The 19,544-nt window shown below is 64.9% G+C and carries 18 protein-coding genes and 1 pseudogene; 10 read left to right on the plus strand and 9 right to left on the minus strand.

Translation table 11 applies throughout. The annotated features are described in order from the left end of the window. Positions 1-36 precede the first annotated feature (36 nt). From C7453_RS02585 to C7453_RS02595, 3 genes are all read right to left on the minus strand, one after another. Entirely contained in the window at positions 37-852 is an 816-nt protein-coding gene (locus C7453_RS02585) for an alpha/beta fold hydrolase (protein ID WP_114725694.1), read from the minus strand. A gap of 58 nt (positions 853-910) precedes the next feature. Beyond that, positions 911-1,339 (minus strand): DoxX family protein, encoded by a 429-nt coding sequence (locus tag C7453_RS02590; protein WP_114725696.1) that lies wholly within the window; start codon positions 1,337-1,339, stop codon positions 911-913. 136 nt (positions 1,340-1,475) lie between these two features. Beyond that, positions 1,476-2,582 carry an alkene reductase gene (locus C7453_RS02595; protein WP_114725698.1) on the minus strand — a complete coding sequence of 369 codons (1,107 nt, stop codon included), beginning with the start codon at positions 2,580-2,582 and terminating at the stop codon, positions 1,476-1,478. Between the two features lie 141 nt (positions 2,583-2,723). On the opposite strand from C7453_RS02595, the gene C7453_RS02600 reads away from it, so the two are divergent. Further along, the gene (locus C7453_RS02600) at positions 2,724-3,632 is read left to right on the plus strand and encodes a LysR family transcriptional regulator (protein ID WP_114725701.1); all 909 of its coding nucleotides are present in this window, start codon (positions 2,724-2,726) and stop codon (positions 3,630-3,632) included. A gap of 36 nt (positions 3,633-3,668) precedes the next feature. Here the strand turns inward: C7453_RS02600 and C7453_RS02605 are convergent, their stop codons facing one another. Together C7453_RS02605 and C7453_RS02610 are read right to left on the minus strand one after the other, a co-directional pair. Continuing rightward, positions 3,669-4,193, minus strand: a complete 525-nt coding sequence (locus tag C7453_RS02605; RefSeq protein ID WP_211311006.1) for a GlcG/HbpS family heme-binding protein — start codon at positions 4,191-4,193, stop codon at positions 3,669-3,671. A gap of 113 nt (positions 4,194-4,306) precedes the next feature. Beyond that, complete coding sequence (locus tag C7453_RS02610; RefSeq protein ID WP_114725703.1) at positions 4,307-5,887, minus strand: Na+/H+ antiporter; 1,581 nt, start codon at positions 5,885-5,887, stop codon at positions 4,307-4,309. Positions 5,888-6,176: 289 nt separating this feature from the next. Here C7453_RS02610 and C7453_RS02615 point away from each other — a divergent pair, with 289 nt between their 5' ends. The 4 genes from C7453_RS02615 (at position 6,177) to C7453_RS02630 (ending at position 12,043) form a co-directional block, all read left to right on the plus strand. Then, positions 6,177-8,624 (plus strand): membrane-bound PQQ-dependent dehydrogenase, glucose/quinate/shikimate family, encoded by a 2,448-nt coding sequence (locus C7453_RS02615; RefSeq protein ID WP_220791128.1) that lies wholly within the window; start codon positions 6,177-6,179, stop codon positions 8,622-8,624. A gap of 72 nt (positions 8,625-8,696) precedes the next feature. Then, entirely contained in the window at positions 8,697-9,590 is an 894-nt protein-coding gene (locus C7453_RS02620; RefSeq protein ID WP_114725707.1) for a transporter, read from the plus strand. Positions 9,591-9,868: 278 nt separating this feature from the next. Continuing rightward, positions 9,869-10,747 (plus strand): helix-turn-helix domain-containing protein, encoded by an 879-nt coding sequence (locus C7453_RS02625; RefSeq protein ID WP_255318185.1) that lies wholly within the window; start codon positions 9,869-9,871, stop codon positions 10,745-10,747. Positions 10,748-10,900: 153 nt separating this feature from the next. Further along, entirely contained in the window at positions 10,901-12,043 is a 1,143-nt protein-coding gene (locus tag C7453_RS02630; RefSeq protein ID WP_245948715.1) for a PepSY-associated TM helix domain-containing protein, read from the plus strand. Positions 12,044-12,371: 328 nt separating this feature from the next. Here the strand turns inward: C7453_RS02630 and C7453_RS02635 are convergent, their stop codons facing one another. Continuing rightward, positions 12,372-13,667 (minus strand): MFS transporter, encoded by a 1,296-nt coding sequence (locus C7453_RS02635; protein WP_114725713.1) that lies wholly within the window; start codon positions 13,665-13,667, stop codon positions 12,372-12,374. Between the two features lie 428 nt (positions 13,668-14,095). On the opposite strand from C7453_RS02635, the pseudogene C7453_RS19765 reads away from it, so the two are divergent. The 3 genes and pseudogenes from C7453_RS19765 to C7453_RS19240 form a co-directional block, all read left to right on the plus strand. Next, positions 14,096-14,353: pseudogene (locus C7453_RS19765) on the plus strand (ketopantoate reductase family protein); the annotation flags it as partial. Between the two features lie 241 nt (positions 14,354-14,594). Continuing rightward, positions 14,595-15,101: a ketopantoate reductase family protein gene (locus C7453_RS19235; RefSeq protein ID WP_245948718.1), complete on the plus strand. Its 507-nt coding sequence runs from the start codon at positions 14,595-14,597 to the stop codon at positions 15,099-15,101. After that, positions 15,098-15,859, plus strand: coding sequence for a class II aldolase/adducin family protein (locus C7453_RS19240; RefSeq protein WP_114726102.1), 762 nt, complete (start codon positions 15,098-15,100; stop codon positions 15,857-15,859). Before C7453_RS19235 ends, C7453_RS19240 begins: the two co-directional genes overlap by 4 nt. A 140-nt stretch (positions 15,860-15,999) precedes the next feature. Here the strand turns inward: C7453_RS19240 and C7453_RS02655 are convergent, their stop codons facing one another. Beyond that, positions 16,000-16,359 (minus strand): hypothetical protein, encoded by a 360-nt coding sequence (locus C7453_RS02655; protein WP_114725717.1) that lies wholly within the window; start codon positions 16,357-16,359, stop codon positions 16,000-16,002. Positions 16,360-16,497: 138 nt separating this feature from the next. On the opposite strand from C7453_RS02655, the gene C7453_RS19060 reads away from it, so the two are divergent. Beyond that, a complete protein-coding gene (locus C7453_RS19060) occupies positions 16,498-16,881 on the plus strand; it encodes a hypothetical protein (protein ID WP_211311007.1) in 384 nt (127 codons plus the stop codon). Between the two features lie 76 nt (positions 16,882-16,957). On the opposite strand, the gene C7453_RS02665 is transcribed toward C7453_RS19060, so the two are convergent. Continuing rightward, on the minus strand, positions 16,958-17,653 hold the full coding sequence (locus C7453_RS02665) for an aspartate/glutamate racemase family protein (protein ID WP_114725721.1): 696 nt from the start codon (positions 17,651-17,653) through the stop codon (positions 16,958-16,960). 49 nt (positions 17,654-17,702) lie between these two features. Then, complete coding sequence (locus C7453_RS02670) at positions 17,703-18,434, minus strand: aspartate/glutamate racemase family protein (protein ID WP_114725723.1); 732 nt, start codon at positions 18,432-18,434, stop codon at positions 17,703-17,705. A gap of 145 nt (positions 18,435-18,579) precedes the next feature. On the opposite strand from C7453_RS02670, the gene C7453_RS02675 reads away from it, so the two are divergent. Next, positions 18,580-19,413: an AraC family transcriptional regulator gene (locus C7453_RS02675; RefSeq protein WP_114725725.1), complete on the plus strand. Its 834-nt coding sequence runs from the start codon at positions 18,580-18,582 to the stop codon at positions 19,411-19,413. The last annotated feature ends 131 nt before the right edge of the window (positions 19,414-19,544 follow it).

Below are 19,544 nucleotides of genomic sequence, written 5' to 3' on the forward strand. Positions count from 1 at the left end.
GCTTTTTTCTTCTCTCGCGTCAGAAAATGAAGAAACCTACGACACAAACGCCAGCAGGTCCGCCTTCAGCCGCGCATCATGCGTCACCACAAACCCATGCGGCGCGCCTTCGTAAACCGTCAGCGTCGCGTTCGCGATCATCTTCGCCGCCAGCGACCCGGTGGCTTCCAGCGGCACCACCTGGTCGTCATCACCATGAATGACCAGCGTGGGCACATCGATCTTCGCCATGTCCGGATGGAAATCCGTTTCGGAAAAGCTGGTGACGCAATCAATGGTCGCCTTGAGCGACGCCTGAAGCGCGATTTGCAAGGTCTGGTCCAGCACCCCGTCCGAAACCGCCGCGCCGTGATTGACGCCATAGAAAACCGATGAAAAATCCTTGAGGAACTGCGCGCGGTCCGCCCGCAGCCCGGCGCGGATCCCGTCGAAGACGCTCTTCTCCGGCCCCACCGGATGGCCCGCGGTTTTCATGAATTGCGGGGTGACGGCACCCAGCAGCGCCAGCTTGCCCACCCGTTCGCTGCCATGGCGGGCGATGTAGCGGGTCACGTCGCCGCCGCCCATCGAAAACCCGACCAGCACCACGTCACGCAGGTCCAGGTGATCGATCAGTTCGGCAATGTCATCGGCCAGCCGGTCGTAATCATAACCCTGCCAGGGCTGGTCGGATCGTCCGAAGCCGCGCCGATCGAAGGCAATGGCGCGGAAGCCGTTTTCCGCCAGATGCAGCATCTGGCTGTCCCACATGTCGGCACTCAGCGGCCAGCCATGGCTGAACAGCACGGGCCGACCCGTGCCCCAGTCCTTGTAATAGAGGCTGACACCATCGGAAGTCGTAAAGCGTGTCATGGTCCTGTTCCTTGTCCGGGCCGCGTTCACGGCCACACGGGGGAGGGGGTAGGCGTTTTCAGAGGGCCGGCACCTTGGCCGCCCTGCCCAGCCGCAGGGCAAACCGTCCCGGCCCGGCCACGGCCAGCGCGATCAGCCCGCCGGCAATGCCGATATTCTTGTAGAAATGGATCATCATGTCGTACCGGAGCATCCCCTCCATGGTCCAGAAATGATGGCCGATAAAACCGGTCACTACGGTGTAGGCAGCCAGCAGCAGCGCCAGCGGTTCGACGAACACCCCCAGCACCAGCGCCACCCCGATGCCCAGTTCCACACCCGTCGCGATCAATGCCGACAGGGCAGGCAGGGGCGCGCCGGTCTGCGCCATGTAGGCGACGGCGCCGGAATAATCCGACAGCTTGCCCCACCCCATGACGAGGAAGAGGGCCGAAAGGGCGATACGGGCGGCGAGCAGGGCGGCATCGCGGGTGGCGGGCGTGATCATGTCAGGCAATCCTTTGGCGAGATCAGGTGAAGCGGAAAATCCGAGGTTTCCGTCTGTCGACGTTGCAATCACGTTATGAGCAACCGGAGGATGACGAAACAGAAACAACGGAAATACATTGGTTCTATTTTTTACATCAGACGCCTTGCCCGCGCGCTCCCTGGCCGTCGTGGAAGGGATAGTCCGTGTAGCCCCGCGCATCGCCGCCATAGAACGTCGCGCGGTCGTAGCGGTTGAGCGGCCAGTCATGGCGCAGGCGCTCCACCAGGTCGGGGTTGGCGATGAAACTGCGCCCGAACGCGATCAGGTCGGCATCGCCCGAGGCCAGCAGCCGCTCCGCGCTGTCCCGCGTAAACCCGCCGGCGGCGATGATCGTGCGGCGAAACAGCGGGCGCAGGGTCGCGACATCGACCGGATCGACCTCGGCATCGGCCCCGATCCGGGGCTGGACGACATGCAGGTATCCGATGCCCATCCGGTCCAGCATCCGCGCGGCATAGCCGAACGTGGCATGCCGGTCGCTGTCGGCCATCGACCCATAGGCCCCGCTGGGCGTCAGCCGCACGCCCACGCGCGCCGCGCCCCACACGTCGATGGCCGCCTGCGTCACCTCGCGCAGAAACCGCGCGCGGTTTTCGATCGGGCCGCCATAATCGTCCGTCCGTCGGTTCGTCCCGTCCTGAAGAAACTGGTCGGGCAGGTAGCCATTGGCCCCATGGATTTCCACACCGTCGAAGCCCGCCTTCAGCGCCCGCTCCGCCGCCGCGCCATAGGCGGCAACCAGTCCGGGGATCTCGCCGCGGTCCAGGGCGCGGGGCATGTCGTAGGGAACGGTGCCGTTCAGCGTCCAGGCCGTGCCGTCCGCCCGTATGGCGGAGGGTGCGATGGGCGCCACACCCCCCGGTTGCAGCACGCGGGCCGACTGGCGGCCCACATGCCACAACTGGAGCACCATCCGGCCACCCCGGTCATGCACCCCGTCCGTAATCAGCCGCCAGCCGGCTATCTGCGCATCGTCATAGATCCCGGCGGCGCGCTCGAAGCCATACCCGGTCAGCGCAACCGGCGAAGCTTCGGAAATCAGCAGCCCGCCCGGCGTCGCGCGCTGGGTGTAATAGGTGCGCATCAGGTCATTCGGCAGATCGCCGGCGCTGGCGCGCATGCGCGTCAGCGGCGCCATCACGATGCGATGGTCCAGCCGCGTCGGGCCCACGAATTTCGGCGAGAACAGCAGGTCGGTCATATCGGGTCATCCTGTCATCGGGGGCCACCCAGAGGGGTGGCGCGGCGGGGGAGGGCCGCCGTGGAAATGAAGGATGGACAGTTCCGGATCGGATTGGCAGACAGGATAATTCCATAGTCTTCATTCCAGTCTGGAATAATAATGGACCGTCTCCAGGCCATGGCCGCTTTCGTGCGGGTCGTCGAAACCGGCTCATTCACCGCCGCCGCGCGTCGCCTGCATCTGGGCCAGCCGGCGGTCTCCAAGGCCGTCGCGCAACTGGAGCGCCAGCTTGGCGTCCAGCTTCTGCTGCGCTCATCCCACGGCCTCGCCCCCACCGGTGCCGGCCAGCGTTATTTCGAGCGCGCCGCCCGCATCATCGCCGAGACCGAGGAAGCCGACCGCGCGGCGCGCGACAGCACCGCCAGCCTCGACGGCCGCCTGCGCGTGGCGCTGCCCACAACCTTCGGCCGCATCCAGATCGTGCCGAAACTGGGCGTATTCCTCGCCGCCCACCCGAGGCTGGAGGTGGATATCGAACTCGACGACCGCAGGGTGGACCTGGTGGCGGAAGGCATCGACCTTGCCATCCGCGTCGGCCCGCTGAACGACAGCGCCGTCATCGCCAGGCGCCTCGCCCAGGGCCGCCGCTCGCTCATCGCGACCCCCCGCTACCTCGCGGCCGCCCCATTGCTGGGCACGCCGGAAGACCTCACCGCCCACCAGGCCATCCTCTACACGCGCGGCGGCAGCCTGAAGCCCACCTTCCGCCGCCCCGACGGCGCGGAAATGACGGTCCCCCTCCACGCCCGCCTGCATCTCAGCGCCGCCGAAGGTATCCGCGCCGCCGTGCTGGCCGATCTCGGCCTGACCGTCGCCGCCGATTGGATGTTCCGGCCGGAACTGGCAAGCGGCGCGGTGGTGCGGTGTCTGACGGCATGGGACCTGACGCCGCTGGACCTGTGGGCGCTCTACCCGGCCGGCCGCCTGACGAGTGCGCGTGCCCGCGCGTTCTCGGATTTCGTGCAGCACATCGTCAGCGCAGGGGCCGATGGGTCGGAGCCGGCGTAGAAAGCGACGGAAACCGCCCCGCCGCGCCTGAGCAGCTTATTTCACCGCCGCCAGACCAGCCTGGGCGATCTGCTCGTCATGGTCCGGCGTATCGACCGAAACGCCGATCCCGCCGACCAGTCGGTCCCTGATGAAAATGGGTTCGCCCCCCTTCATCATCACAAAGCCCTGCGCGCTGACCAGCGCCGGCCGCGCCCCGGCGATAGCGGCTTCCAGCGTCGCGGTCGGCCGCCGGAACATCACGGCGGACCGCGCCTTGCCTGGCGCGAGCGTACCGCTGGCCCGCATGAAGGCATTATCCATCCGGATCTGGACGATCACCTCGCCCGCATCATCCACAACCGCGATCACGCCGGGGGTGTGCAGGGCCTCCGCCTGCTGCACCGCCGCCGCCGCAATGCGCTGCGCCACGGCCAGCGTCAGGACCGGCCGCGTCGGCAGGTCGGGTACGGCGGCCCGCGCCGCCTGATGCGGCACCTGGCACAGCGCCACCAGCGCCAGCGCACACGTCGCCATACGGGTGCGTGTCATCCGGGCCGGGGTCGCTCTGGTCTGTTTCATGGTCATCCCTGTCCTGTGAGCCGAACGGGCATGGCACGATCCGCACGTCCCGTATCGCCTGCCACTACCGCTGAAGCGTTTTCACGACCAGCGCCGGACCCATCACGAATACCCTACAACCGTCCCTCCGCCGCGATCTCCTGCATGTCCAGGTCCTGTTCCATCTCCCGCAGCACATGGTCGTGGAGCTGTCCCTGGCGATACAGGGCCAGGATTTCGGCGCGCGCCGCACGAATGGCTGCCAGCACCGCCTCGTAATGCGCGATTTCCTCCGGCCGGTGTGCGGACATGTCGTGGGCATAGTCGCGGGTCACGCGCAGGCGGTAGCGGTATTGTTCCAGCAGCCGCGGGTGGCGCTCGGTGCCATCGGGCCGGCGCGACGCCTGCTCGACGGCACGAAGCTGGGCTTCGGCCATCCGCACCCAGGCGACGTTCTCGTTGGCCTGGGTGGTCGCCGCGTCGTCGTCGGTCACGTTCAGGGCACGGACCAGCGGTTCCAGCGTAATGCCCTGCAACAGCACCGTGACCAGGATCGCGGCAAAGGCGCAGCATAGCGCCAGGTCACGGCCCGGCAGGCTCTCGGGCAGGGAAAGGGCGGCCGCCAGCGTCACCACCCCGCGCATGCCCGACCAACCCATGATGATCGTCTCGGGCAGGGAAGGGGCAGCGAAATGGCGCGGCCACCAGCGGCGCAGCACCGCCCGTACCGCATCGGCGCCGAACAGCCACACGAAGCGCGAGACGATCATGGTTCCCAGAATGGCGGCAATCGGGATCACCAGATGGTGCAGCAGGTCCGTCGTCCCCGCCAGCCGGTGCAGCACCCCGCGCAGCGACAGGCCGATCAGGATGAACAGCACCGATTGCAGCAGAAAGACCATTACTTTCCAGAATGCCAGCCCGCGCACGCGCGTGCTGGCGCTGAAATCGGCATGCTGGTTCCATCCCAGGATCAACCCGGTGGTCACGGTGGCCAGCACGCCGGAGACATGCAGCCGGTCGGCCCCGATATAGGACGCCGCCGCCAGCAGCACGGTCGCGGTAATCACCAGGTCGCTGTCGCGCAGCCGGCGGATCAGCCACAGCCCGCCCCACCCCAGCACCGCCCCGATCGCCACCCCGCCGACCGAAACGAGGCAGAACGCCCCAACGGCCGCCATCGGGTCGAACAGCCCGGTCAGCGCCGCCGCCAGCGCGAAGCGGAACAGCACCAGCCCGGTGGCGTCGTTCAGCAGGCTCTCCCCCAGCAGCAGCGATGTCAGGCGTCCCGGCAGGCTCAGCCGCTCCATCGCGGCCTCGGCGGCCACGGCGTCGGGCGGCGAGACGATGGCCCCCAGCGTGAAGCACACCGCCCAGGGCAGCGACGGCACGGCCAGCCGGGCCGCGACACCCACGGCCAGCGTGGTGAACAGTGTCGTGCCGACCGCCAGCGCCAGAATGCCGCGCAGGTTGCGGCGAAATTCGTGCCACGCCGTGAACCACGCACTGCTCATCAACAGCGGCGGCAGGAACACGACCATGACCAGGTCGGGGTCCAGGGTCAGTTCCGGCGTCCCCGGCAGCAGGGCCAGCCCGGTGCCCCCCAGGATGAAGGCTGCCGCCGGCGGCAGCGCCAGCCGCCGCGCCAGCCGCTCCAGCGCCAGGATCACCAGCAGCAGGAACAGGAAATATTCGTAGCGGGCGACATCGGACATGGAAGGGATCCGCGAGGGGGGCATGGAGTCGGGATGCAGCTATGCATAATTCATATATCGGCGGATTCAAAAGCACCGACCCGCTTTTCGCCGGGAGCGGATGATTGTCTCAGCTTTGCGACAGTCGCCAGGGGGCGAGACACGTTCGTGTGAGAAAGCTTACAGGATCGTAGCGATCAGAAAACCTTCCTGCCGATAAGCAGGCTCGTCGGCAATAGCCATGGGGCCGCAGCCTCACGAGTTGTTCCGGATCACGGAAACTTCATTATAGAATAGGAACATACGCGAGATGAGTAGTGTGTTCTCGATCGTCACCTCGATCCTGCTGGCCCTTGTAGGGCTCTTTCTTTTCCTGGGCGGCGGCTACCTCGCCGTCCTCGGTGGGTCCTGGTTCTATGTCCTGGCCGGCGCCGTCATGATCGGCGCGGCGGTGACGGGGATCAGGTCTCCCAAACTGGCGCTGCGGCTCTATGCCGGGCTGCTGCTGGTTTCGACCCTCTGGGCGCTCTTCGAATCCGGGTTCAACATCTGGAACCTGGAAGTGCGTCTGATGACCCTGGTGGGCATCGGCGTGTGGATGCTGCTGCCGTGGGTCTGGAGCCAGGGCGGCAAGTGGCTAGCCGAAAAGCGCGAAATGCTTGGCGCCATCGGCGTCAGCGTCCTGGCGCTGGTCATCAGCTGCTTCACCTCCTATTCGATCGACGGCACCGTGCCGGCCGACCGCATGGCGGCGCAGGAAGCCGATTCCGCCACCGACGGCGTCCCCGCCGGCGACTGGCAGGCCTATGGCCGCACGATGGGCGGCGATCGCTATTCGCCCCTGGGCCAGATCACCAAGGCCAATATCGGCCAGTTGAAGCGCGCCTGGCTCACCCGTACGGGCGATGTCCGGCAGGATGGCGAAGGCACCGTCGCCGGCCCCGACCAGGGCCATGAATTCAACCTGGAAGTCACGCCCATCAAGGTTGGCGACACGCTCTACATGTGCACGCCCCATAGCTGGGTGATGGCGCTGGACGCGGCGACCGGCAAGGTCAAATGGAAGTTCGATCCGCATCCCGCGCAGGCGGATCAGGAAAAGAACGTCTATCTCTCCTGCCGTGGCGTGACCTATTACAAGATCCCGGACGAGATCCAGACGAGCTGCCGCACGCGAATCTATTCGCCGGTGGCCGACGTGCGGATCGTGGCGCTGGATGCCGAAACCGGCAAACCGTGTGACGATTTCGGCGATCACGGCTTCATCTCCCTGCGCCAGTATCTGGGCCATGTGCCTCACGGCTTCCACTTCGTGACCTCGCCGCCGCTGGTGGCGAAAAACCGCCTGATCACCGGCGGCTGGATCTTCGACAACCAGGCCAATTTCGAACCCTCGGGCGCCGTGCGCGGCTTCGACGCCACGACGGGCGAAATCGCCTGGGCCTGGGATGCCGGCCACACGCCGGAAACCTGGAAGCCCGGCCCGGATGACGTGCTGACGCGCGACACGCCGAATGCCTGGGGCGTCTACACGGCCGACCCGGACCTGGGCCTGGTCTACATCCCCACCGGCAACTCTCCGCCCGACAACTGGGGTGGTTCGCGCCGTCCGTTCGACGACGCCACCTCCTCGGCGACGATCGCGCTGGATATCGTGACGGGTGAACGCCGCTGGACCTACCAGACCGTGCATCACGATCTGTGGGACATGGACATCCCGTCCGGCCCGTCGATGGTCGACCTCCCCGGCCCGAACGGCGAGATGATTCCCGCCCTGGTGCAGAGCACCAAGCGCGGCGAGTTCTTCGTGCTTGACCGCCGCACCGGCCAGCCGGTCCCCGGCTACCCGGTCGAGGAACGCAAGGTGCCGACCGCCGGCATCGCGCCCGACGACCGCGTGTCGCCGACGCAGCCCTATCCGACCGCCATGCCGTCGGTGTCGCCGCCGGACCTCAAAGAGACCGACATGTGGGGTGCCACGCTGCTGGATCAGATGATCTGCCGCATCCAGTACCGCCAGTCGGCCTATGACGGGCAGTTCACCCCGCCGCATATCGGCCAGACCACGATCGTCTACCCGGCGTTCTACGGTATCGTCGACTGGCAGGGCATCACGATCGACCCGCAGCGCAAGATCATGCTGGCGAACGCGAGCTACCTGCCGTTCCGCATCAAGCTCGATCATCGCCAGACGCTGGAAGGCCCCGGCACGCTGCCGAAATGGGACGGCAAGGGCGAAGAACCCGCCGCCAAGGGTGACGCGCTGTCGGTCTCGCCGGATTACGGCACGCCCTACATCGCCTACACCAACCCGTGGCTGAATCCGTTGCAGATCCCCTGCAAGGGCCCGGTCTGGGGCACGATCACGGCGATCGACCTGGTGACGAAGAAGATCGTGTGGCAGCACCCGGTCGGCACCACCCGCGATACCGGCCCGTTCCGGACGCATAACAACCTGCCGCTGCCCACCGGCATGTATAATATCGGTGGCAACATCGTGACCAAGGGCGGCGTCGTCTTCATGGGCGCCACCGCGGACGACTACCTGCGGGCCTTCGACCTGGCGACAGGCAAGGTGATCTGGAGCGACCGCCTGCCGGCAGGCGGCCAGGCCACCCCGATGTCCTACGAGATCGGCGGCAAGCAGTATGTCCTGATCGCGGCCGGCGGCCATGGCGGCCTGGGCACGCGCAGCGGCGACTACATCATCGCCTATACACTCGACGGCGCGCAGGGAACCGGCGCGACCGCCCAATAAGCAATAATAATAACAACAGGTGCCGGGCGCGCTTCAGGCGCGCCCGGCACCGCCCCCAACGGAATCAAACCAATGCGTTTGACAGAACGGCCGGCATGGCTCTGGACTCTCGTCCGCTTCTCCATCCCCGGCGCCTTCCTGCTTGGCGCGCTCCCGGCGGCCCACGCCTCGGATATCACGCTGGGCATCATCGGCCCGCACGAATACGACCTGCCGGTCGATTTCAAACCGTTCAACGTGCTGGTGCAGTACGGCGACGGCAACGCGGCCGGCTCGTACTACAACGGCTCGGGCCAGCGCACGGCAGGGCAGGGCAGTCACACCTGGTCGGGCCTGACCAAATATGTCCATTTCCGCAGTTTCGATGCCCTTCCCGGTGTCGGCTTCGCCTTCGAAATCATCCAGGGCGAAAGCTTCACACTGGCCAACGGCAAGAATTACGGCGGTCTCGGCCCCACCATCGTCGGCCCCGCCGCATGGTTCAAACCCAACGCGCACAGCACCTTCGGCTTCCAGACCTTCATGCAGACGCCGGTGGGCACGCGCGATGCCACCTCGCCCAATTACTGGTCGAACATCTCAAGCTTCATCTTCGACTACGAATGGAAGCATTTCAGCTTCGATGGCGACGCGGGCACCGTGGTCGGTTCGACCAAGCATATCAGGGGCCAGAACAGTTATTTCCCCGGCGTCGTGTTCTATTCGAACCTGCGCTGGAGCTGGAAGGCCACCAAACTTCTCGAACCGTTCTTCGCGCTCGACTGGCAGAACGTGACCGGCACCTACAACAACACCCGCCGCGCCTATGTAAAGGATTCCAGCAGCCGCGAAGTGGCGCTCGGTGTCGGCATGATGTTCAATATCGCGAAGAATTTCTCATTTACAACACGCTATACCCACTCAGTCGAAGGTCGGAACACTCCCGAAAGTAATGCCTATTACATCAAGCTCGTTTATCTCTGGTAGATATCCTTCCCGGAACAGAGGTGGTCATCACGCCCTATTGCTCTCCGCGCCCGATCCAGGAGATTGACTTGGCGAAGACTACAAAATGTGTATAGGTATTATGCCTGAAATAGGGCACGGAAGGGCCAGAAGAGCTCAAGCGATGCCGTTCCTGCATGGAAGAGGCAGGTTCGGCAGGGCTGGGCGTATTGTGAGCGATACGGGCGCGGCAAGCGATGGAATGGGCAATTCCGAATAAAGACAATACCAGCACGGCGCGAAACAGCGCCGGCGGCATCATGGTGGAACGGTCGTGGCACCGATGCGCCGCCTCCCACCACGTCGATCCGGCCCAGGGCTGGGTGGCCGATATTTTCAGCGGAGCGGAATTCCGCCATCTCAGCGGGCGTTCCGCTCCGCTGATGCGGGCGGCCCAGCCCGAGATGCGGCGCCTGTTCGATCTGGCACATCCCATGGGTCTGCTGGTCCTGCTGGCGGATACCGACGCCATGCTCCTGGCCCGCTGCGCGGACGATGGCCAGTCGACTCATTGCCGCCGGATGGGCCTGCAACAGGGCGCGATCTGGGACGAAGCGGTTGCAGGCACCAACGGCGTCGGTACCTGCGTCCGCGACTGTACCCCCATCTTCCTGGGCCAGGGGGAACATTGGCGTTTCTGCTTTTCCCTGCTCGCCAGTTTCGCTACCCCGATCTTCGATGCGCAGGGTCAGATCATCGGCGCGCTCAATCTCGCCGCCTTCCATGGCGATTCCTCGCGCCACGCCGCCCCCCTGCTGATGGACACGCTCACGCAGGCCGGCCGGCGGATCGAAGATCAACTGTTCCGTAACCGCTATGAGGGGCGCAAGATCCTGCTCCTCGACACGGCCGACGGCGTGTCCGCGCCGTTGGTCGCGGTCGATGACGACGGCCAGGTCGTGGGTGCCACGCGCGCGGCTCGGACCCTGATGCAGTGGACCGACGAGATGATCCGCGAGCAGCCCAACCTGCTCTCGACGCTGGAGGGCGACGATTCCCCCAGTTTCCGCAAGGCGGAAGAGAGCGTCATCCGCTCCGCCCTGGCCACCACGCAAGGCAACGTGACCCGCGCGGCACGCGGCCTGGGCATCAGCCGCGCCACCTTCTATCGGAAGATGCGCATGCTGGGCATCGCATAACCCGGCTCGGAGCCTGACCGAAAAGACGGCCTGACGGCGGTACCCCACGCCCGCTCCGATGCGCGACAGCCAGCGCCGCACGCGCGGCCACCGCCTTGCATGAACGTTGCATGTTCGATAATGTGCGAATCATTCGCATTAACATGGTGGCGCGTGCTTCGGAAAATTCATCGCTGGATCGGGCTGGCCCTGATCCTGCCGTTCGCGTTGCAGGGCCTGACCGGGCTGCTGCTGGTGGTCCTGCCGCTGATGCTGGCAGGTCGTCCCGCCGCCCCGGTGGCCGGCCCGCCCATGGGGGCCGAGGCCATGATCGGTGCCGCGCGCGCCGTGGCCCCCACCGGCACGCAGCCCCTGCGTTTCGACCCCGCCCGCTGGCCGGGTGACAGCGCGGTCGTCGCCTTCGGGCCGGCCGGCGAGCGCCACCCGGAATTCGAGGTGATGGTCGATCCATCCCACGCCGCGGTCATCCGCACGCATATCCTCCCCCACGGGCTGCGCGTGCTGCACAACCTGCACGCCGACCTGCTGCTGCTGCCCTACGGCCAGTATGCCACCGGCGCCATGGGCATCCTGCTCAGCGTCATGGCCATCACCGGCCTGCTCCTGTGGTGGCCGCACCCGGCCCTGTGGGCCTCGGGCAAATGGCGTCGCACGGTTCTCGTCTCGTCCAGGGCGAGGGGCTATCGCCTGTGGCGCGAAACCCATATCAGCTTCGGCTTCTGGACACTGGCGGTCATGCTGTTCCTCGCCCTCAGCGGTGCGGTCCTGGCCTTCCCCTTCGCGCGCCCGCTCTTCGGCGTCCAGGGCGGCGGCGGCCGCCCGGCCCAAAGCCGCCCGCACCACCCCGACCACACGCCCGCCATCCCCGGCGAACAGGGCCTGGACGCCGCCCTGGCCGCTATACACACCCAGATGCCCGATGTCGTCCTCACGTCAGCCCATTTGGGCGGCCGCCCGGCCGAGCAATCCTTCAATATCGTCCTGCCGGCTTACGGCCCCAACCGCCCGGCCACCGTGCGGTACGATGCCGATGCCGGCACGGTGCGCTTCACCCGCGACCCGGCCCAGCAGCGCACGGGCGAACTGACCTTCATGTGGCTGCACACGCTGCACGAGGCCAAGCTGGCCGGCCCCGCCGTCATCGCCGGTCTCTGGCGCACGGCGGTCGGCATCGCCGGCGCGGCGCTGCTCTATTTCTCCATCTCCGGGGGCGTCATGTGGGTCCTGCGCCGACGCGGCGCCGCCACCCGCAAGGCCCGCGTGGCAGCCGTGCCCGACCCCACGCGCACCGCCTGAACATCCCATCCGGCGACGCGGGGAGGGGGCGTGCAACACCACGCCCCCAGCCCCCAGCCCCCAACCGCCGGAAAGCCATGCCTTTTTCCGCGCACTGGTCTCCCCACAAGGCTGCGTGTTATAACAAGCGCCCAGGCGACCCCATACCTGAAAAAGGGACATGCAGAAGATGCGGAAATGCGAGCTTTACGCTCTGACTTCGATGATCGTGATCATTTCCGCCGTCATTTATTATGTGCATGGGCATTACGCTCCCGTTTCCACGGGATGCACGCTGGGCATCTGTTTTTAACAGCCTGCCCGCCAGGCCACATCTGCGGCCAGACTGTCACGTCTGTGCCGGAGAGCGGCCTCTCTTCGCGTAAAGCCGGGCCGTTGCCGCGACCATGAGCGCGCCCGCCAGGCTGGCGGGGATGGCCACCACGGCCAGCGACAGCCGGATGCCGTCCGGTGCAGTGAAGACCCGGTCGCTGAGCACACCGATCAGCATCGAGCCGCCAGACAGCCCGATCAGCGCGTTGCACAGCAGCATGATGGCGGAAACCTGCGCCCGCATCGCGTGGGGCGTCACCGTCTGGATCAGCACGGCCGATGGCGCCATGGGAAACGAAGCAAAGAAAAACGCAAGCGCGAAGAACACCAGCCCGGCATGACCGGCCCCGCACAGAACACTCACGAGAAACAGCAGCGCGGCGCTCACCATGCCCATTCCCCCGACGATCATCGGGGCGATGACGACCCCCTTCGTCGTCAGGGCATCCATCAGGCGTCCGCTGGTATAGACACCGCCACACCCGCAGAGGATCGCAATGCCGCTCATGATGGCGCCCACGGCGGCGTGCGGCATCGCCATGACGCGCATCAGATAAGCCGGCGACCAGCTCATGAGCGAGAACAGCATGATCGCGCTGCAGGAATAACCGAGGAAATGAAGCAGGAACAGCCATTTCCTGTCGAGAATGAAGGCGCCGGTCTGTAACAGTCCCGATCGCACCGCCGTTTTTCCGCGCGCGGCGACCTCGGGCACGACGATCGCGATGACCACCGCCAGCAACAGCCCCGGCACGCCGGCGGCGATGAAGCAGAGCTTCCACGGCGCAAGGCCGCCGCCCTGCACCCCGCCAGACTGAAGCATGGCCATCAGCATCCCACCGAAAAGATAGGCAATGCCGACCCCGACGAACGACCCGGCGGAAAACAGGGCGATGATCCGCCCCAGCCGCGCCGCCGGCACGATATCGGCCAGGAAAGAATAGACGGCCGGCACCAGCGCCGCTTCGCCGATCCCAACCCCCATCCGGCAGATGAACAGGCTCGCAAACCCGTTGGAGAGTCCGCAACCGATCGTGGCGACGCTCCACAGGGCCAGACCGCCAACGATGATCGGCGGCCGGGGAAACCGGTCGGCCATCATCGAAATCGGCAGGCTGAGCACCGAATACAGCAGCGCGAACGCAAAACCGTTCAGGATGGCGAACTGAAAATCATTCAGGTGCAGATCGGCCTTTACCGGACCGATCATCAGCGAAAGGATCTGCCGGTCGATAAACGACAGCACATAAGCGCAGCCGAACAGGATCGTCGTCGGTATCGGATGCGGCGTGCGCGCGGCAGATATGGACATCTCTTTCCCTTCTCGCGGCCTTTTGCCGGATGCAGCACCTGCCGCAAGGATTCCTGCGAGCCTGTGTGAGGTAGTTTTGATGTCGAGTCAAAATAAGGCCGGAACAGGCGTCCGTCCGGCATGTGTCTCTCCACATCGCGGCATCGTTGAAAGCTGCCGACCGCGAAGGGCCGCAAACGCGCATCGGCCTGCCGGCAACATCATGTTTCAAACCGCTCTGATGGCCCCATCGTCCGTTTCCTCTGCCAGGATCGCGGATCGGCCAAGGGACGGTAAGGAGACGCCGCACCGGACTATCGCCGATGAGGGGTCGAAAGGCGCGCCCCCCTGATCGTGATGGCCCACAGATTGACCGGTATGGGGCAACCCTGCACTCTGCATGGCATGACACGTGATTCCGCCTTCACCTCCCCGCCGTCCGTCGGTCCATGACGACCGCTTCGCACATCTGCATCGCGGGGGTCGGCGCCATCGGCGGCACGCTGGCGGCCTGCCTGGCACGGGGCGGTGCGTCGGTCTCGCTGATCGCGCGCGGCGAAACCCTGTCCCGCCTGCGCACCCACGGCCTGACCGTGACTGAAGGCGAGACCACCTTCACCTGCCACCCCGCCGCCGCCGAGCGCGCGCCAGGCCCGATGGACGTCCTGTTCCTCGCCGTCAAATCGCATCAGTTGCCCAGTCTGCTGCCGGCGGTCCTGCCGGCGGTCGGTCCCGACACATTGATCGTCCCCGTCATCAACGGCATCCCCTGGTGGATGGCGGCAGACGACGCCCCGCCGGCCTTCCGCACGCTCGCCCCCCCTGCTGGACCCGACGGGCCAACTGGCGGCCCACCTGCCGGCACGGCAGGTCGCGGGCTGCGTCGCCTATGCCTTCTGCGCCAGCGAAGCCCCCGGACAGATCCGGTCCCTGCGGCCGATGCGCCTGGTGCTGGGACGTGCCGCACCCGACGCGCCCGGCCCGGCCCGCGACCGACTGACCCATCTCGCCGGCCTGCTCAATGCCTGCGGGATCGACGCGCCCGTCACCGACGCCATCCACGCCGAAATCTGGACCAAACTCGCCGCCAACGTGGCCTCGAACCCCCTGTCGGTGATCACGGGCGCCACGCTCGAAGCCATGGCGACCGACCCGGCCACCTACGCGATCATTCGCGCCTCGCTGGACGAGGCGATCGCGACCGGCGCGGCCTGCGGCATTTCCACCCTCAAACCGGCCGAGGCGATCTGCGCCATGATGGCGGCCGCCGGCCCCCACGAAACCTCGATGTTGCAGGATTTCCGGGCCGGACGAACCCTGGAGACGGTGGCGATCGGCGACGCGCTGGTGGCGCTGGCGCGCGCGCTGGGCGTGCCGACGCCGATCATCGACACCCTGCTCGGCCTCGTGGCCTTTCAACGCCGTTCCCTGGCCGGAAAGGAACAGACATCATGACCAGCGACGCGATGCAGGACGAATGGAGCCTCCGGGTCCGTCTGGCCGAATGCTACCACCTCGTCAGCCACCTCGGCTGGACCGAGATGATCTTCAACCACATCTCGCTGCGCCTGCCCGGCGAGCCGACGCGCTATCTCGTCAATCCGTTCGGCCTGCATTACGAGGAAGTGACGCCGGAAAACCTGCTGGTGGTCAACGCCAGCGGCGAGCTGGTCACCCAGTCGGATTACAAGCCCAATCCCGCCGGTTTCGCCCTCCACGGCGCGATCCACGCCGCGCGCGACGACATCCATTGCGTCATCCACACGCATACCAGCGCCGTCACCGCCGTCGCGATGAAGGAAGCCGGCTTCAGCCACGATAATTTCTACGGCGCCCAGTTGTTCGGCCGCGTCGGCTACCACATTTTCGAAGGCATTACGCTCTATGATGAAGAGCGCCCCCGGATGCTGGAAAGCCTGGGCGACAAGCATGTGCTGGTCCTGCGCAATCACGGCCTCGCGGTCGGCGAGGCCGATGTTGCGCGTGCCTTCTTCCTGCTATGGGTCTGCCAGCGCGCCGCCGAAATCCAGTGCCACACGGGCATGATTCCCGGCCCCGACGTCAAACTGTCCGACGAGATCCGGCGTGGCTGCGCCCGCGACGCCGCCGGCCTGATCACCCACTCCTCGGCAGCCGACCTCACATTCGACGCCGCCGTACGCAAGATGCGCCGCGAACGCGGGCCACTCTGGCCCGGCGACAACGCCGCCTGACGGAAGACCCGTCAGCCAACCCCCAACCCCCAACCGTCAGCCCCCAGCCATCCGTCCCGATAACCGCGTCTCCCGGAATCCGGGCTGGCACATGCGCTCACGGTTCGCGCGCCAGCCCGCATTGTCAGATGCGAACGGGCTCAGAAGTTGAAATCAACTGCCGCGCCATGAAAAGAGACGCAATTGCCACCGACTTCATGTGAACTCGCCACTTCCGTCCCCGCCACTTTGACCTCGACGGAGCAGGTCTGCTTGTCTTCATGGGTCGTGACGATGAAGCTGTCGCCTTTCTTGACGACGGTCGCATGAGAAAGTTCGGCGATCCCTTCCTGCGAAGACAGGTTATAGTCGCTCTTACTGCCGTTCAGCACCAATTCGGCGGTCAGGCCACCTCGCTTGGTGGTATAGTGCATCGGCGCCGCATGGGCCGCAGAGATCACACATAGTGAAAGAAAGCCAAAAACAGCCTTTTCATCGCAGGCGGTCGTCTGCGTGGTCATTTTCCCCAGGCAGACAGGCAGCTTTGTGGGGACAGCGGCAGCAGGCCAATGCTCTGTGGCAAAAAGGACCGATAGATCATCACGCCCTGGGACTGGGCATGTTGGTCAGCAGTTCCATCGCGCAGGAGGCGCGAGGACATGTCGGGCTCCCGGCTGCTTCTGTCAGCGGCACAGTCTGCCGGCAATGCTGTCGAGTTGCCGATCATAGGATGCGCGTTCCGCCGCACTCAGAAACCCTTGCCTGCGCTGGAGGGCGTCCGCATCGGTACGAACGGCATCCACCTGGCGCCACATGCGATTGGCCAGCCCTTGCGAGAGGTATCGTGCTTTGCGCGCGTTCCCAATGTCCGCCTGAAGGATGTTGGCGCGTTCCGCGATATGCGCCTGTCGCTGATCCGTGATCTCGGCCCCGACAACGCCCGCAAGTGCGTGCTGCGTCTTCAGATCGCAGGCGGGATAATCGGCTATGATCATGCGCGCTCCAGCGGGCGAGGCCTGCAGGGACAGCATGAGGGAGAGTAACCAGACGGGCTTCATTCTCATAGTCTTTGATATCCGGCTCTGTGGTGCGCCAGCAATGTGACGGGGTGCGAGAGTGTCATGCCAGGAGCGCGTACTCGATCGCGGCCTCAGCATGAAGCGCCGTAGTGTCGAAGATCGGCACGATGCTGTCCTCGGGTCGTACCAGCAGCATGATTTCGGTGCAGCCCAGAATTATAGCTTCCGCACCCGCCTCGATCAAACGCGAGATGACAGCTTTGTAGGCTGCGCGAGACGATTCCTCGATCCGCCCCGCCACCAGTTCTTCATAGATAATGCGGTGGACGGTGGCGCGATCCTCGTCGTTCGGTACGATGACATCGAGGCCGTGATTGGTGATCAGGCGACCTTTGTAAAAATCATGCTCCATCGTGAAAGCGGTGCCGAGCAGCCCGACTCTCGAAAAGCCAGCCGCCTTGATCCGTTCCGCCGTGGGGTCGGCAATATGCAGGAGCGGAATGCCGACCGCCGCCTGCACCGCCGGCGCCATGCGATGCATGCTATTGGTGCAGATCAGCAGAACCTTGGCTCCCCCAGTTTCGAGCCGCTGCGCCGCATCGACCATCTTCGCCGTCAGGCCATCCCAGTCACCTTTGTGCTGAAGCGCCTCGATCTCGGAAAAATCGAAGGACCATAGCAGGCACGGTGCTGACGCGGTCGGCCCGCGCCGGTTGCGTACGCCTTCGTTGATGATGCGGTAATATTCTGCCGAGCTTTCCCAGCTCATGCCACCGATGAGGCCAATCATATGCATGTTGTTCTCTCCTGAACGTGAGTGTCGTTATTGCACAGACGGTCGGCAGTCATCCTGCCAGAGCGAAGTCCACGATCGCCTGAACGTGGAGGTCGGTCGTATCGAAGACGGGGAAGTGTGGAAAATCCGACTGGTTGATAAGCAGGAATATCTCGGTACAACCCAGGATCACACCTTGCGCGCCCTCGGTTCGCAGCGCTTCGACCACACGCAGGTATTCGGCCTTGGACTCCGGCCTCAGGTCACCGCGCACCAGTTCGTCAAAGACGATGCGATCGACGATCTCCTTGTCCGCATCGTTCGGGACGATCACCTCCACACCGAATTTCTCGCGATAGCGTCTGCGAAGCGCCTCCGATTGCATGACCGGCATCGTGCCAAGCAGGGCCGCGCGACCTATCCCGACTTTGCCCATCGCCGCGCCGGTCGGGTCGGCAATATGGATGAACGGGGTCCTGCGCCCCGCCATCGCAGGCTCCACAACGCGGTGCATGGTGTTGGAAACGCAGGCGATGACATCCACACGCGCCGCTTCGAGCCGCGAGATCCTGTCCTTCAGATAGGCAGCCGCCTCATCCCAACGATCCTCACGCACGAAATACTGGATATTCCCGAAATTGACCGATGCGATGATGATCTCGCCATTGTCCCATCCACCGAAATGCTGGTTCAGCCGCTCATTGAGCATCCTATAATATTCGCCAGTCGCTTGGTTGCTCATGCCGCCAAGGATGCCGATGATTTTCTGGCGCAACGGGCGTTGGGACGAGATTTCATTCATGTCTGGTCACTCATGTCCACAATGATCTGTATCCTTCCTGGAGCATTCAAACAGGTGGATAACACCCTCTAGTCGATGCACTCAGCGCCGGATTGGAAAATCCTGCTCTGATGCTTCATAAGGGGCAGGGTGGAATGAAGGACCAATGGCGAAGACGCGAGACAGGGTGAGATTGTGGCGCGATTCCAGCCTGCCGGGCGGGATGGAATTGCTGCGCGCATCCTGCTTCGACTATCGCTATCCCGCTCACTCTCATGACGAGTTTGTCATTGCCGCCTTCGTTCGCGGAGCCCAGCGGCACCGCATCGCGCGCTATCAAGGCATCGCCGAGCCAGGCACCGTCATGATTATTCCACCTGGAGAAGTGCATACTGGCGAAGCCGTAGAATGCGATCTGGGGTGGGATTACTGTGCTTTCTACCCGACCGTCCAGTTCGTCGATGCACTGGCGGCAGACATTCTGCCGGGGCGGGGAAACCTCGATTTTGGACGCGATCTTCTTCGGCAGGACACCGGCCTTGCCGAGAGGTTATTACAGGCTTCGTGCGCCGCCTCAGCGTGGCAGGCTCCGCTCGAGCGGCAATGCGCCGTCTATGAAGCACTGGGCAATGTCATCGCGCGTTATGGCGAACGCACCGGACGATCGGTCAAAGCCGCTTCGCGTCCTGCCGATGTCCGCAGGGCGCAGGCGTTTCTCGCAGAACAATTCCATGGACATCTGAGCATCGATGAGGTCGCTTCGGCGGCTGGGATCAGTCAATACCATCTCATGCGTAGTTTCCGTGCGACGACTGGACTTTCCGTCCATCAATTCCTGACGCAGATCCGGCTCGGTCACGCCAAGCAACTGCTCGCTAAAGGCGTAAGTGCAGCACAAACGGCGACGAGCGTCGGTTTTTATGACCAGAGCCACCTCATCAATCAGTTCCGTCGGTATTTCGGGGTCACCCCAAAGCAGTACACAACGGCATCGCGCTAGAGCATCTTCACCTGCTTGAATGCACGGATTCAAACAGGTGAAGATGCTCTGCTCCTGGGTGAACGAGCAACAGGCCCAACCTTGCCCCTCTCCGCGGATGCAGACCGATAACGAGAGAAACGACTATGCGC

This window comes from Gluconacetobacter liquefaciens, from assembly GCF_003350405.1.
In the GTDB taxonomy this organism is placed as follows: domain Bacteria; phylum Pseudomonadota; class Alphaproteobacteria; order Acetobacterales; family Acetobacteraceae; genus Gluconacetobacter; species Gluconacetobacter liquefaciens.